Origin of the sequence: Leptolyngbya sp. FACHB-321, assembly GCF_014695975.1 — a bacterium.
Taxonomy (GTDB): Bacteria; Cyanobacteriota; Cyanobacteriia; order Leptolyngbyales; family Leptolyngbyaceae; genus Stenomitos.
Window position 1 is genome coordinate 383,054 of record NZ_JACJPI010000058.1, and the last position, 15,082, is coordinate 398,135.

Consider the following 15,082-nt stretch of genomic DNA (forward strand, 5'->3'; position numbering starts at 1 on the left):
GGTTGAAGCATTACTGACTGATAGCACTTAAAATTGGTTTGACTAAGCATCACGGATTGTTACATCACAGATTGTTGCATTACGCATGATTGCTTGTGCTTGCAGAGAACGATCGTTTATAAACGATCGTTCTTTTTATAGTACAATCGAACTAAATTTAACGCTTTTTGCTAGGCAGCGTCTTTGTAAACAAAGCAATTGAGCCTAGTCAGTCCATCCTTCGACCCTATCAATCAGCGCTATGGCTTCTGCACTCACCGTTTCTGGAAAAGTGATGGGTAAAACGCAGCCCCTTTTTGCCAATTGGGAATTGCGTTTACCAGAACAAGCAGAGCAGGCTCCATTGACGCTACGAGCATTGCTGACTCAGATTGTGTTGGCAGAGGTTGCAGGCTTTGTTGATCGCCAACGTCAACAACGCTTGCTACAGGTGCTTAGTCCTGCCCAAATTAGCCTGGGTGTAGAGCAAGGGAAAGTGGAGTCTGGTGGTAGCGATCTGGAGCAGGTTGTTGATCTGGAACAGGCAGTTGAAACCGCTTTGCAGGCGTTTATTGATGGCTTCTATTTTGTGTTTGTAGACGAGCAGCAGCAGGAAAATCTAGACGACGTTGTTACCTTACAACCGCATTCAGAACTATTGTTTCTACGGTTAGTGCCATTGGTAGGTGGGTAATCTAGCAAAAGCCGATCGTTGAAGGATGGAACAATGCTGAACCGCGAAGTTGCTCAGGCTCAATTGCGTACTGTTCATGTTACCGCTTGGCGATCGCAACGCATTCAACGCATGGGCAGTTTGCCCGAGCCATTACAAGTTGTCGGGTATGGCATTTTTGGCTGTAGCGCTGCGGGTCAGCGGTTAGACTCGCCTGAGTCCTATAAAGTGCAGGAGCGATCGCTAGAGCAACTTGATGCGCTGGCACCGAGCGATCGGCTCCAAATTCTAGCGGTCATTTTTCCTAAATTTGCGCTTACGGTTGAAGCCGCCTGGCAACTGAACGCGCATTTGCCCTATCAAACTGGTTACAGTCGGCGATCGTTTCGCAGTCCATCGCATCCAGAACTCAGTGCAGACAGACGACGCAATTGGTTTCAGCAACTCATTACTGTAGTGGAGGGTTACGACCAGGATTTAGAGTGGTTCGTTGCTTGGACACCGTACCTGCATTACTATGCGTCTGATGTGTTGGGCATTTTGTTTGCAGCGGCGATCAATCAGAACGATATGCTAGGGCAAACCATTTTTGATACCTTGCTTGCTTCAGCGAATGGCAATCATGAAATTGGAGCGATGGGACGGCATGTAACCCGTGCCTTGCTGGTTGCTAACCGAGAAGACGGTTGGGATTTTATGGAACGCTTGTTGCTGGCAGCGCAACGGCAAGAAGGACTGCGGCAAACCATTTTGGAGACGATCGACGAAGCCCATCCGATCGCGTTTCGGCGCATGGTGCGGCTAATCGTAGAGCACAATCTGACTCGCTTCAGTGCGACCATTCGCGCCGTGGATGTGTGGTTTGGCTTTGGGCTGGAAGCGCTCAACGAAAAAGTTGCCAAACAACTGCTGAGCCAGGTGCTTGAATTGCTGGAAAACCCTGAGGCTCAAGCCACTGCGTTACAGTCTGACGATTCTCAGACGGTGTATCTAGCGCTGTGGGCGATCGGCTTTGAGGATGCCATTGCCGCGATCGCCTGTGTCGTCCCATTACTTGACCATCCTCAGACAACCCATCGGTTTGTCGCCGTGCATTTTCTGGCTCAGCTAGACATCACACCTGCCAGATTGCTGCTGCTGCCTGCGGTGAGCGATCGCGCGTTGGAAGTCACGACCTGTGCGGTGCAGGCACTATGCGCCAACGATACAACGATTCAAAACGACTCAGATGCTTTTGAGCGACTGGAGCAGGCATTACCCTACTTTCCTGACAGACCAAAGCCGCTGTCGATCGTTTGGGAGTGGATTAAGCTTGAACCGAGTCAGCATTTAGTTGCGTCAGCACTGGTGCAAAATTTGGGGCAGCGATCGCCCAAACGGTTAATTCCCTATCTACCCTATCTCGATTCATCTGGCCGTAGCCGCATTGCCCGACTGTTGGCAGAACTCAAGCCCTGGGACAGCGAGATTCGCGCTGTAATGTTTGATCTGGTCGGTGATGCCAGCAGTTGGGTGCGCGAACAGGTAATGCGACTTTTACAACAGCATGGTGCGATCGCTCCTGAAGAAGGCATCCAGCTCGAACAGTTGTTGACTCGTAAGGCAAGCGATCTGCGACGGGGCATTCTGGGTTTACTGCTCAAACAACCGGATGAAGTGGCGATCGCGTCTGCACAGCGACTCGTAGAAGCCAAACAAGCCCCTCAACGACAGGCAGGCTTGGAACTCCTGCGAGAGTTGGTGCAGCAGAACCGCTTGCTCGATCGCGCCCGTAGTTTGGCAACCGACTATCAAACCACGCGCTCAAAACTCACCGTTACAGAAACGCAGTTGCTCAACGGCATTCTGCAAACCGAAACCGAAGCTACACTGACTGATGCGCTGGGTCTGGTCAAGCTTGATGACTTAACCCCGATCGCCCCTCCACAAGTCCTGTCAACTCCCATCATTAGCACTCCAGCCGCGATCAAATGTCTTGTCGCGTTGGATGAGCTAATCCACGAGCATCGCCAAACGCCCATCCAACTGATTGACCACAACGAAGAAAACCTGTTGGGCAATCTCTCCTGGAAATTTCCTCGCGTTCATTTTCGTCTGTCACTAGAGGAAAACTTGGCACGCTTGCCATTGAGTGATGTTTGGGAAAACTGGTGGCGCGATCGACCCGATACTCTCCGCGATCAGGATGGGTTGGAACTGCTGCGGGCGATCGCGCCGCGCTTTGATTACCGCACTAATTCGTTCGTATCGGACGTGGTGTCGAGTAGTGAATCAGATCCTAGCCTGAGCGATCGCGTCGTCACGGATCTGCAAGCGCTCACGAGGCAAGAGATGTCGTCCCTGCGCTATTCGCAACAGATAGACAGTGTGATTCGCTGGTTGCTGTATCTACATCCGCCTGCTCAGATCTTTAATTTTCTGCTAGATGCGATCAGTGAAATTCTTAATACCATTCCCCTCAAAGAACTTGATCGTGATCCGCAGTGGCGCGACCTTAACTTCGATGGCGTGAGAAGGCAGGTAAGTGGGTTTGCTGACAACTGGATTCGTTTCGCTCGATCTTACCAGTCTTACGAGGATGCCGATCAGCACGTCCGCTGGTGGCATCTAGTTCGGTGGGTCGATCAATTTTCGCCCACAGATCGAGGGTATCGGTATGCCATGACAACGCTCTGGGATGTGTTGAATGCTTATCAAGCTGGAGGCGCAACCGAAGCTGACCTGATGTTTTACCTGTTGGGTGCAGAGGAGCGCATCACTGAGGGTGATCAAACATCTGGAACAGCAGAGGCAAAAGCCAATCTTAGAACCTCGTTTCAGGATTTGTCACACCTGACGCGCCGTAAAGTGCCCGATGATTATGTAGCGCATCCGTTCTTGCTGTCACTGGCTGATCGCGCCCGAAAGCGCATCCTGGCGATCGAACTGCAACGGGGTGATCTCCCAACCGCCGCCTCGAATGCCGCTCGTGCCTTGAAGTCGATCGTCGGCATGTCCACCGTCATCCAACTGCTTCAATCCTTCGATCGCAACAAGCTGGTACGCCACTACTCGTACAACAGTCTCAGCAAAGCCTCGGTCTTCAGTCATTTGATGCGGATCAGCTTTCCCGCCGCAGACGACACCCCAGCTGAGTTTGCGCTGCGCGTGCAGTCGGCTCAAATCAAGCCAGAAAACCTGATTCAGTTTGCTTTCTACGCGCCTCAGTGGGTCAACTACATCGAACAGGCGCTCGGCTGGGATGGCTTTGCCGAAGTCGTCTGGTGGTTTCACGCTCACACTAAAGACAACGGCTGGACGGTCGAAGCCGATGTCCGCGAAACCTGGGTGGCGCAGATTAGTGAACGGACACCCCTCTCGGCTAGAAGCCTAGTTGAAGGTGCGGTGGATGTTGCCTGGTTTCATCGCCTCTACAAACTGTTGAACGCTGATCGCTGGCAGCAACTTTACGAAGCGGCGCAATACGCCTCCAGTGGTGCCGGGCACCAACGCGCCAAACTCTTTGCCGATGCCATGTTGGGCAACCTGGACACGAAGAATTTACGCGATCGCATTACCCAAAAACGGCATCAAGATTCGATTCGGGCATTAGGGTTGCTGCCGCTGGCAAAGGGCAAACAGCGCGATCGGGATATTCTCGATCGCTATCAAGTGCTGCAAGACTTTCTCCGCACCAGCAAAAAGTTCGGCTCCCAACGACAGGCAAGTGAAAAACTAGCCGTCGCGATCGGCATGGAAAATTTGGCACGCACGGCTGGCTTTGTTGACCCCCAACGGCTCCAGTGGGCAATGGAAGCAGAGGCAATCGCCGATCTAGTTGGTCAAGCACAGGTGGTAACGATTGGGGAAGTCAGCGTCAGTCTGGCAATTACTACCGAGGGCACCCCAGAAATCACCGTTGTCAAAGCAGGCAAACCGCTAAAAGCCATTCCCGCCAAGCTCAAAAAACAGCCTGAGATTCAAACGCTAACTGCTCGTAAACAAGAGATTACTCAGCAAGCTTCCCGCATTCGCCTCTCGCTAGAACAAGCCATGTGTCGCGGCGATCGCTTTACGGCAACTGAATTGGTGCAACTGGCGAAACATCCCGTGCTGTTTCCCATGCTGAGTCAGTTGGTATTAGTTGGCGACAGCGAAGTAGGCTATCTTGTTGAACAGGGAACAGCCCTGCAAGACCATAGCCAGGTTGTCACACCCATTCAATCGGCTGAACTCCGCCTTGCCCATCCCCATGATTTGCTGCTGCAAGACTGGCATTTGTGGCAACAGGACTGTTTTAATGTCGATCGCATCCAGCCCTTCAAGCAAGTCTTTCGCGAACTCTACCTTACTACGGCTGCGGAGCAGTCAGAACCCGCTTGCCGCCGCTATGAAGGACATCAGGTGAATCCTCGACAAGCACTGGCACTGTGGGGACAACGCGGTTGGATTGCGGCTCCTGAAGAAGGCGTTCGCCGTACCTTTCACGCTGAAGGGCTGATTGCTGCGGTGGAATTTCTCAACGGCTTTTACACACCGCTTGAAGTGGAAGGGCTAACTATTGCAGGAGTGCGCTTCCATCACCGCGACGATTGGAAAGCTCTACCACTCAATGAGATTCCACCACGCCTCTTTAGCGAAGTGATGCGCGATCTCGATCTGGTCGTCAGTGTGGCGCATCAAGGCGGCGTTGATCCAGAGGCAACTGCTTCCACCATTGAAATGAGAGCGGCTCTAGTACGCGAAACCTGTCGCCTGCTGAAGCTGCACAACGTTCAACTACAAAAGTCTCACGTGTTGATCGAAGGACAACTCGGCAGTTATTCGGTGCATTTGGGCAGCGCGATCGTGCATCGGCAACCAGGTGGCGCACTCTGCATCGTGCCCGTTCACTCTCAACATCGCGGCAGACTTTTTCTGCCCTTCGTTGACAATGATCCCAAAACGGCTGAAGTGGTTTCTAAAGTACTGCTACTAGCACGAGACAAAGAGATTCAAGACCCAACAGTTTTAGAGCAGCTTTTGTAAGCAGAGAAAAACCGCGATCGCCCTTATAGAAACACTTTCAAAAACATTTCCTAGATAGACGAGGAGCTTGAGGCTCTCTCGCCCTAGCTTCGCAAGATCAATGAAGCAAGGGGGCGATCGCGGTTTAACAGCGCTAACTTACTGCAAACGCAGTGCTAACCTACTGCAAATAAGGTGCTAAACCAAAAATAGTGAGTACGCCGAGAATGTGACCGAAGCTGACCGAAGCAAGAACAGTCGCCACACTGGGTCTGTTAAATATTGGGGCAAGAGGACCCAGTGGCATTTCAGGACCGACGTGAGGCAGCTTAATCGTACGCGACGCAATAAAAAGAACTAGAAGCGACCAACCAATGATGATCGGCGTGCCTTGCCAATGCCACAACTCAGTAGGAGTTTGACCAGCGGCTGTTTCTGCAACAAACCAAAACGAGTGAATCAAGCGTTACTCTCCTTTGTAATTAAGGCGCTAGGTTACTTAAGCGTGACTAGGATAATCGTGTTTTCAATTACGGAATTGCACCTCAGTCCAACGGTGGATTTACCGATGCTAAACCCGATGACAAGCCAAGGTCTTTTACATTACGCCGGATAGCGATCGCTAAAGCCATAGACAATAATTTGCTTACCCTTGCGTGGAGGCAACCACTTCAATACTTTTTCTGCATAGGTCAGAAGTGATAACCCTCCCCTTTCTAGTTCTCTTTGCTTCGTAAGGCAGAGTAATTGCATCTTTTTTCTCCTCCCCCCGGTTAACTTAGGTTCTTGCCAGAGGCAGGGACAAGCAAAAGGGCTTGCCTGTTAACTTAAATACATGACAAACGTTTTTCAGCGTACTATTCAACCGGAGTTGACATTATGAATATCTTGGCTTGGATTGTTTTAGGTTTGATTGCTGGAGCGATCGCAAAGGCTCTTTTCCCTGGACATCAGGGTGGCGGCATCCTGGGCACCATGATTTTGGGTATTGTTGGTGCATTCGTCGGTGGTAGTCTTTACAGCTTTTTGACCACTGGTACACTAGCTCTAACGTCAGCCGGACTAAGCTTGGGTGGCGTTGCAGTAGCAGTACTGGGTGCGATCGTAGCACTGCTCATCTACTCTGCTGTGACCCGTCGTAGCGCTTCCTACTAAGCGTTTTGGTTCCCAAGTTGCCATAGTTGATGGTAACAACCACATATAAAATTTGATTGGAAGATGAGCGATCCGGCTGCTAAACGGGTCGCTCATCTTTGTTTATATTGTTCTTGTCTTTTGAAAATAAGCGCGATCGCTGCTCTCGGTAATATGGTTTGACAAGAACTGCACCTTTTTGCTTTTACCCCCGTCCCTGAAGCAATCGCACGAACCAGACAGCAAGCCAACCTAATAGGGCGTACACGACGATCGCAATCAGCACATTCACATCAAAGATATTTGCGCCGCCACCCGTTACCGGACTGATAAACAAGGTGGAGAATGGTGCCACGAAAGGAGCTGAGAGGTTATAGATGACTTGGGCAAATGTGTTGTCGGTATTTGCACCCAAGACACGCAATAAGAAGCGTAGCCCCAGCAGAATTTCTAAAAGCCCTACAAAAAAATAAATGCTATTGATGATCCAGTTTGCTGTTGTTGCTCTGCGGGCAAGCTCAAGCCGCTGCTCTTCTTGCCGAAGCTGTAAGGCTTCCTGTTGACGGCGTAGTTCTTGCTGACGCTTAAAGTTAGACGGATCGTTGGGATTCATAACAGTACTCTCAATAAGACTAGTAGGCTGTCAGTTTTCAATCTGTGTGTAAAGATGCTTGAACCATTGCTAATCTACTGCTTTCTGCCTCTGCTTACGCTCCATGTCCCAGGCGTTGTTTATCTATCTTTCACAGCAATTAACCACACAGAATCAGAATAGAGGGCTTCCCACACGCCTTATTTGCAGAAAGGTGCAAAATGGCAAACGCAAGGAAACGATCGCCAGAGCTATGACTGCTTCGCTGAACACCTTAACTCGCATTCTTTGAAAGTACGCTTTGATATACTCCAGTTTCCCTTGTTGGAGCTTCAACATATAGCAGTCGAAGAGAAAGTTAGGACAGACATAAACCTTGAAACTTCCTTTGAGCAAGGGTTTCCATTCGTCCTTTATCCTTCATCCTCTCGCTCTTGCTCTTAGCGAATTTAGTAGCGGCAAGCGGCTAGAACGAAAGCGGTCAATACGAAACCAACCCACACATACCATGACATTCGGCACGCTTTCCATACAGGAACGCTAGAGTGGGCTGTTAGATCCCTTTTAACTCGACGCCGTTCTTTCTAGTTGACCGTTTATCGTTTGGCGTTGGGGTAGTTTAACGGTAATGCTTGTTCCTACGCCCTCTTCACTTTCTATGGCAATTTGCCCATTGTGCAAATCCAAGCATCGTTTTACCATCGTCAGCCCTAGCCCAGTACCAGGAATATCGCCGACGTTATCTGCTCGCTGAAAAGGTTCAAATAAATGCTTTTGTGTATCAAGCGGAATGCCAATGCCCGTGTCTCGCACTTGGAACGTAACTTCTTCAGCCATGCAGGAAAGATCGAAATCGATCGGGCTACCTGGATGAGAATATTTGACTGCGTTTGAAATTAAATTCGTCAGAATGTGTCTGAGGAGCTTAGGATCTAAACAAGCATCCTCACATTGCCCCTGGCTACGGAACGTGATGGCATGGTTTAATCCTGCACTAAATTGAACTTCCTCCACCAGTCCTCGACAGAACTCTTCTAAATCTAATGGTGCTGGCTCAAACCTTAAACTTCCGCCTTCGACGCGACCCACAGACAATAGATCGTTCAACAATTGATCCATCGAGCGGACTGATTGTTGAATCATGTATAAGAATTCGCGTCGTCGTTCTTCTGTTAGCCTGTGATTTTCCTGCTCAAGTAGTTGGGCACAACTCAAAATCGATGTCATTGGGCTTCTAAGCTCATGCGCTGCCATCGACCAGAACCGGGATCTTAGCTCACTCAACTCTTTTTCTTTTTCTAGGGCGACCCGAATAGCCATTTCTGATAAGCGGCGGCGGAGTGCAATTTCGATCGCCACTTGTAAGTCTCGCTCATCAAACGGCTTCACGATATACCCAAAGGGTTCTGTTACTTTTGCCCGCTGTAGGGTGGTTGCATCAGCATAGGCTGACAAATAAATAACCGGCGTACCAAAAACGACTCGAATTTGTTCCGCTGCTTCGATACCATCCATGCGACCTTTGAGTCGGATATCCATCAAAACTAAATCGGGTCGGCATTCCGCTACCTTTTCAAGCGCTGCTTCTCCAGAGGCAACCGATGCGGCTACGACATACCCCAGCTTTTTTAAGCGCTTCTCGATGTCTCGAGCAACAACTCTTTCATCCTCAACAACTAAAATCTTTTCAGCAGCCACTTATTATCCCTTCCCAGTAGTTTCTAGTTCTGAAAATTGAATCGTAAAGGTTGTCCCCGTTCCGTTAGTCTGATGGCATTCGATCTTCCCCTCTAGCTGCTCGGTGAAGATACAGACTAATTCTAAGCCAAGTGATTCTGTGTTGCGGAAGTCTACGTCTGGTGGAAAGCCAATCCCATTATCTTGAACGGTTAATGTATAGCGATTGTCAGTGATGGGAGAAAGCTTAATGAAGATTTGGTTTTCTAACTTTGGGGCTGGAAAGGCATGTTTTAAGGCATTAGAAACTAACTCATTGATGATTAAGCCACAGGGGATGGCTGTATCAATATTGAGCCAAACGTCGATCGCCTCGGTGCTCAGCGTTGCAGACTGCGAACTCGCCGTATAAGACCGCAGCAGAGTGTCTGCTAAGTCGCGGATGTATTCATCAAAGTTTATCTTGAGCAGGTTATTCGATTGATGCAGCTTTTCATGAATCAGCGCCATGGAACGAATCCGGCTTTGGCTGTCCTTGAACAGTGCGAGCACTCGATCGTCCTTGATATAGTCTGATTGCAGTCTTAAGACACTCGAAATCACCTGGAGATTATTCTTGACCCGGTGATGGATTTCTTTCAGTAAGACTTCCTTTTCTTTCAAGGATTGCTTTAGTTGCTCCTCCGTTCGCTTGCGCTCCTTGAGTTCGTTCTGAACCTGCTGATACAGCTCTGATTGTTGAATGGCGATCGCCATATGTGTTGCCAGTTGCTTCAGTAGGTCAACTTCAAACTGCCGCCATCGTCTGGGTCCAGAGCAGTGATAGGCGCACAACAAACCCCACAGATGGTCTCCTTGCAGGATTGGTACGACTAAGCTAGCCCGAACATCATATAAAACCAGAATGTCGATATGACACTGCGTTAAACCAGCAGTGTAAATATCCTCACAAACTTGAGTCCGTCCTTCTTTGTACGCCCGGGCGTAGTTTTGTCCAAAGCACGTATCCCGAATGCTGCTGTTGAGTGCTGGTCTCCAGCCCTTCTCTACCGACTCGACTACGGTTGTGCCGCTCCAGTCAGGGTGAAACTGGTAGATAATCACTCGATCGCTTTTAAGGAACTGTCGGACCTCTTCTACACTCCTTTGAAGGATCTCATTAAGGTTAAGGGACTCCCGAATATGTAGCGCCATCGCAGCTAGAATGCGGCTGCACTGCAATTGTTCTAGCAAACTTACCGGATTCTCTAGCAACTGAATGTCTAGGGTGGGTGCCGAGTTTGGATCGGGTTCGGCGCTTGAGACCTCAAACTGCTTGATCGATCGATGCAGTTGCTCTACAGCGTTGTGCATCTCGTCTATGTCCAACGCCTCCAGGAAACTTGTTGGTGAGACAACTCCTAAAAGCTCACCCTGATTACCGTACACCCCAAACCGCTGTACTTTTGTTTGCTGCATTTCCCAGTAGGCAACTAAGACTGATTCAGAGGACGCAAAGTGCAGGAAGGGAGCGCTCATCACTGCTTGAGCTTGTATCTGCGCTAAGTTCAGCCCTAACGCCCAAAGCTGAAGCATATGCCGCTCTAAAATTAATCCTACGGGGTGAGCATCATCCTGGCTATCGTCCGTTAGCACAATGTAATCAACTTGATGGTTCATCATCAGTTGAGCTAACTCAAAAATGGACGTTTTTGCGGGTGCTTGAACAACTGGCGGAGAAACAAGCTCTGCTAAGGACTTTGCTTTTAGTAATTCGTCTAGCTGTAAGACATTACGAAGACTTGCCGGAGTAACGATGCCGAGCCATTGCCCCTCCTCATTCATTACAGGCAGATGATGAATCTGATGTTGACGCAACTGAGCTAGGGCAGTAAAAACAGTTTGATCAGCCGCTTGAGTCAAGACAATGGCAGGTTGTCGCACCACGTCAGCGATTTTTGTCGCCGTTAAATCTCGTCCTAAGACGATCGCCTGTAGTGCGTCTTGCTCGGCGAATACCCCCACGACCTGCGTCCCTTCCACAATTAGAAGACCACTTGCGCGTGCTTCGCTCATCAATATGGTACTGAGCGAGAGTTCTAAACCTGGCAGAACGCAACTGCTCTGCGCTTTGCTCATCATCATGATTGCGTCACTAAGGGATGTATCAGGAGATACGGTCAGCGGACGTCGATCAATGGCAGGGTCTAACGACAGAAAAGAGTTTGATACGTTTTGCGAATTCATACAAACGGTCAATTTTTAGCGACAGGTGCTGTATTGGCGCAGGACTCAAAGGGAATTAGCAGAGAAAAAGAGGTGAAAGAGAATAAAGCCTAGCTGACCCTATTCTATTTAAAGATGGAGAAAAATTTATGGTTAGTTTTCTACCGCATGAGCAAAACAGTCTGCCTACAGACTTTACGAATACTATTCCCCGCAAACCTTCAGGGTTTACAGCTCTGCTCAAGTTCCCTTAAAGAGACACTAGGGCTATGAAAGCAGAACTGTTATGAAGCAGGAAGGCTAATGATCTGGAAGCTTTGCAGCGAGATGCTTTAAATCTCAATATTTCTTTATAAAACTTAGTCTTTTGCAAAGGTCTCGTCAGCGCGATCGTCATACTACAAGATCGCAATGCTATTACCTGTGCTTGAGATTGTTTTTAGTGCTTGAAGGCTTTAAGTTCTGAGTCGCGATCGTTAAAAAGTGCTTTATCACACTTGGAATCTGCTCACCGTTCTTTAAAGCGAAAGTTTGCATCCTAAGAAACTGACGAAAGATTTAAATAGGGCATTTTTAGTGGTGTCTCGATCGCAAAGGCAGAAGATTGCACATTTTTGTTTCGCTAGCAAGCGTGATGAACTTTCTGTGAGGATGCTTGACAAACGATCCTGTTTATCTAGGCGTGGTAAGTTTTACAGGCAATTTCTCTCTCGCAAAATTGGAGTCTTTTTTAACTCGATTTAACCCTTGCTTCACGTTCCCATAACTAAGGAATGGGATTATCAATAAGGTTGAAGTTTATGGGCTTGAGAAAGATTTTAATCAATTTTTTCTTAAATTGCCTGAGGTAAGTTTTCGGTTTTATGGCGCAAAAGATTTTAATTCGCCAGCTTCTCATTGCTTTAACGGCGGCGTGGAGTCTGGAACTGCTTAAGGGTAGTTATCAACCTGCACATGCAGAAATGCAAGGTCTCGTAATTGAGCTACCTGTATATGGTCAAGCCGTACCTGGTAGTTTAACGGCGCAAGCAGAATTATTAGTTAGCAGTGCTATTGAGCGTCAATTCAAACAAAATCCTGGCTTGTCAACGATTCAAGTTGTTGTTACGGGCGATCGAAATGGTGAAATCATACCAATTCTGACGACAACAGCTTCTCGCGCTCAGTGGCAAGCAAATCCACAGGTAAAAGCTTGGACTAAGTACTACAGTGCGTCCTACGCACTTCTGCAACGGCATGAGCAGAAAACAGAAGTAGCTGTATCTTCCCCAGCCAGTGCCATTGCTAGCAGTAACCTGAACGATACCGCCCAGATCGATGCAGCCTTTGATTCAGGCGTTCTCACTGGGCAAGCGGCTCAGAAATACCTGAATGACTTGGATTGATTTTTGGGTTGCCGAACTAATGTGATTCACACGTAAACGTCATCACGCTGCTAGTAGCAAAACGTTCTAGCCGTTGATGAATGCGGTTTTACAGAAGGACTAAGCTGCAAGTTTTGAGTTAGGGAGATTAGCTGTGCGTTAGTGCAAAGTCGAGCTTCGTCCACGTTTTCAATAGTTCAATACGATTCAATATGGAGAGGAGAACACAGATGATTCATGACAATGGCAGCAGTAATAAGTCGGGTAATCGTTCCTTTGAAGATGTTCTGAATGTCAGGATGTCTCGACGGAGCACCCTTGCTCGCGGAGCAGCCTTATCCGCTACTGGCTTTTTAGCAGCGCTGGCTGGCAACAAGCTTTTTGCTCCAGGTGCTGAGGCAGCTACAGCTCAGGGCTTTAGTAATACCGTGGCTCAAGGGGCTGGAACTGCGATCGCCCAGGCTGGTGGGAGCCAGTTGATTAATTTTGCCTTTCTTCCCGCTGCTGCGGCAACGGGTCCCGTTCCCAACATTTCGTCCGACTATCAGTATGATGTGCTGATTCCCTGGGGCACCCCACTGCAGCCGGGTGGTCCTGTCTATGATGGCAATCCGGCTACGCGACCCACTGCGGAGCAACAAACTCAACAGGTGGGTATTGGTCATGATGGGATGTGGCTTTTCCCAATTGGCACAGGCAATGATCACGGCATCCTTGCTATCAACCACGAATACGGTACAAATCAGCATGTCTTAGGCAAAGAGGTACCAGCAAGTCTTGAAGATGTGCGTCTGTCTCAACATGCCCATGGCGTATCAGTTGTTGAAATTAAGAAGACCAACGGCAAGTGGCAGGTCGCCAAGAGCAATAAGTCTAGACGCATCCATGGCAATACACCTGTAACCTTTAGCGGCCCCGTAGCCGGAAGTGCACTGCTGAAGACGGCGGCGGGAAATGCTCCCCTAGGCACGTTGAATAACTGCTCCAACGGTAAAACACCTTGGGGCACCTACTTGACCTGTGAGGAGAACTTCAACGGGTACTTTGGTGCAACGGGTCAGTGGACACGATCGCCAGCACAAGCCCGCTACGGCTTTAGTGCAGCAGGTGCTGGCTATGGTTGGCACCTTTTTGACCCTCGTTTCGATCTCTCAAACCCTAGCTATAAAAATGAAGAGAACCGCTTTGGTTGGGTGGTTGAGATTGATCCAATGAATCCGGCTCAAACACCTGTGAAGCGCACTGCGCTGGGCCGCTTCAAGCATGAAAATGCAGAGCTTGTGATTGGCAAAAGCAAGCGTGCCGTCGTCTATATGGGTGATGACGAACGTTTTGACTATATCTATAAGTTTGTTTCAGACGGCAACTGGCGTTTGATGCAGGCTCGTGGTATCAGTCCTCTCGATCAGGGCAAGCTCTACGTTGCTAAGTTTAATGATGATGGCACAGGCAACTGGCTAGAACTGACGATCGATAACCCCGTGCTGAAAGCTAAGTTTGCAGACCAGGCTGAAGTGCTGACCTACACCCGTCTCGCTGCCGATGCCCTGGGTGCCACACGCATGGATCGTCCAGAATGGATTGCTGCTGCCCCCAATGGCGACATCTACTGCACCCTCACTAACAACACCCAACGGACAGCACCGGATGCCCCTAACCCCTTAGCGCCAAACCCTTTTGGTCACATTATTAAGTGGAGAGATCGGAATAACCACGTTGGTCTCACCTTCAAATGGGACATTGTTGTTCTTGCCAAAGATACTCACAGTATCGAGAAGAGTGCTTTTGGTAGCCCAGATGGTCTCTGGGGCGATCCAGATGGTCGGCTCTTTATTCAAACCGACGGCAATCAACCAACTGTGAATGGTGTGCAGCTAAATGACCAGATGCTCGTTGCTGACCCAAACACGGATGAAATTCGCCGGATCTTCTCGGGGGTAACAGGCTCTGAAGTTACAGGTATTACAGTCACACCTGATCGCCGCACTATGTTTGTCAACCTCCAGCATCCCGGTGATGGCGATCCCAGCGTGACAAACTTCCCAGCACCACAAGGTAGTGGAAGAGTACCCCGCGACTCAACCATTGTCATCACCCGGAAGAACGGCGGCATCATCGGTTCTTAACAGGGCAGAGCTAACGAAGCTACTGTTGGCGCGTTACGAAAGATGAGGAAAAGTCTCTAACTTCCTGTTTGTAACTGCAATGGGGTGTTGAAATTATTTCAACACCCCATCTTTACAAGAATTGGAGTTCAGCCAAATTGACTTTTAGCTAGCGAATGCGTCAATAGCCTCTAGCGTGATACCAGCAACAATCAAATTTTGGTTGACAAGGCCGCAAGTCAGGTGGGTGCATTGCCTGGAGCTATACCAATTCCCTTTTTACACGCTACAAACCAAGATCCCCCGACTACGGCTTCCTTCATAGGGGAAATTGAGAGTGCTGAAACGGGGAATGCTGTAGCCAGCA

10 protein-coding genes are annotated in these 15,082 nt (G+C 49.1%); 5 read left to right on the forward strand and 5 right to left on the reverse strand.

Features of this window, described 5'->3' with window-relative positions; genetic code table 11:
- The first annotated feature begins 241 nt into the window (after nt 1-241).
- Together H6F76_RS12500 and H6F76_RS12505 are read left to right on the forward strand one after the other, a co-directional pair.
- Complete coding sequence (locus tag H6F76_RS12500; RefSeq protein WP_190508576.1) at nt 242-673, forward strand: hypothetical protein; 432 nt, start codon at nt 242-244, stop codon at nt 671-673.
- A 33-nt stretch (nt 674-706) separates the two neighbouring features.
- Nucleotides 707-5,659 (forward strand): DUF4132 domain-containing protein, encoded by a 4,953-nt coding sequence (locus H6F76_RS12505; protein WP_190508578.1) that lies wholly within the window; start codon nt 707-709, stop codon nt 5,657-5,659.
- Nucleotides 5,660-5,819: 160 nt separating this feature from the next.
- Here the strand turns inward: H6F76_RS12505 and H6F76_RS12510 are convergent, their stop codons facing one another.
- Both H6F76_RS12510 and H6F76_RS12515 read right to left on the reverse strand, forming a co-directional pair.
- Entirely contained in the window at nt 5,820-6,101 is a 282-nt protein-coding gene (locus tag H6F76_RS12510) for a photosystem I reaction center subunit PsaK (protein ID WP_199322066.1), read from the reverse strand.
- Between the two features lie 140 nt (nt 6,102-6,241).
- Nucleotides 6,242-6,391, reverse strand: a complete 150-nt coding sequence (locus H6F76_RS12515) for a hypothetical protein (protein WP_190508580.1) — start codon at nt 6,389-6,391, stop codon at nt 6,242-6,244.
- A gap of 126 nt (nt 6,392-6,517) precedes the next feature.
- Here H6F76_RS12515 and H6F76_RS12520 point away from each other — a divergent pair, with 126 nt between their 5' ends.
- On the forward strand, nt 6,518-6,793 hold the full coding sequence (locus H6F76_RS12520) for a GlsB/YeaQ/YmgE family stress response membrane protein (protein WP_190508582.1): 276 nt from the start codon (nt 6,518-6,520) through the stop codon (nt 6,791-6,793).
- A gap of 184 nt (nt 6,794-6,977) precedes the next feature.
- Here H6F76_RS12520 and H6F76_RS12525 read toward each other — a convergent pair whose 3' ends face one another.
- The 3 genes from H6F76_RS12525 to H6F76_RS12535 all read right to left on the reverse strand — a co-directional run bounded on the left by H6F76_RS12525 (nt 6,978) and on the right by H6F76_RS12535 (nt 11,267).
- Nucleotides 6,978-7,385, reverse strand: coding sequence for a YggT family protein (locus H6F76_RS12525; protein WP_190508584.1), 408 nt, complete (start codon nt 7,383-7,385; stop codon nt 6,978-6,980).
- Between the two features lie 543 nt (nt 7,386-7,928).
- The gene (locus H6F76_RS12530) at nt 7,929-9,062 is read right to left on the reverse strand and encodes an ATP-binding protein (RefSeq protein ID WP_190455316.1); all 1,134 of its coding nucleotides are present in this window, start codon (nt 9,060-9,062) and stop codon (nt 7,929-7,931) included.
- Between the two features lie 3 nt (nt 9,063-9,065).
- Nucleotides 9,066-11,267 (reverse strand): histidine kinase dimerization/phosphoacceptor domain -containing protein, encoded by a 2,202-nt coding sequence (locus H6F76_RS12535; protein WP_190508586.1) that lies wholly within the window; start codon nt 11,265-11,267, stop codon nt 9,066-9,068.
- Between the two features lie 842 nt (nt 11,268-12,109).
- On the opposite strand from H6F76_RS12535, the gene H6F76_RS12540 reads away from it, so the two are divergent.
- Nucleotides 12,110-12,631: a hypothetical protein gene (locus tag H6F76_RS12540; protein WP_190508587.1), complete on the forward strand. Its 522-nt coding sequence runs from the start codon at nt 12,110-12,112 to the stop codon at nt 12,629-12,631.
- Between the two features lie 209 nt (nt 12,632-12,840).
- A complete protein-coding gene (locus tag H6F76_RS12545; RefSeq protein ID WP_190508589.1) occupies nt 12,841-14,736 on the forward strand; it encodes a PhoX family phosphatase in 1,896 nt (631 codons plus the stop codon).
- Nucleotides 14,737-15,082 lie beyond the last annotated feature (346 nt).

Bases quoted from the DNA above. Each gene is read 5' to 3' on its own strand.
- H6F76_RS12505 (WP_190508578.1), top strand. From the start codon at position 707: ATGCTGAACCGCGAAGTTGCTCAGGCTCAATTGCGTACTGTTCATGTT.
- H6F76_RS12535 (WP_190508586.1), bottom strand. From the start codon at position 11,267: ATGAATTCGCAAAACGTATCAAACTCTTTTCTGTCGTTAGACCCTGCC.
- H6F76_RS12515 (WP_190508580.1), bottom strand. From the start codon at position 6,391: ATGCAATTACTCTGCCTTACGAAGCAAAGAGAACTAGAAAGGGGAGGG.
- H6F76_RS12500 (WP_190508576.1), top strand. From the start codon at position 242: ATGGCTTCTGCACTCACCGTTTCTGGAAAAGTGATGGGTAAAACGCAG.
- H6F76_RS12540 (WP_190508587.1), top strand. From the start codon at position 12,110: ATGGCGCAAAAGATTTTAATTCGCCAGCTTCTCATTGCTTTAACGGCG.
- H6F76_RS12545 (WP_190508589.1), top strand. From the start codon at position 12,841: ATGATTCATGACAATGGCAGCAGTAATAAGTCGGGTAATCGTTCCTTT.
- H6F76_RS12520 (WP_190508582.1), top strand. From the start codon at position 6,518: ATGAATATCTTGGCTTGGATTGTTTTAGGTTTGATTGCTGGAGCGATC.
- H6F76_RS12525 (WP_190508584.1), bottom strand. From the start codon at position 7,385: ATGAATCCCAACGATCCGTCTAACTTTAAGCGTCAGCAAGAACTACGC.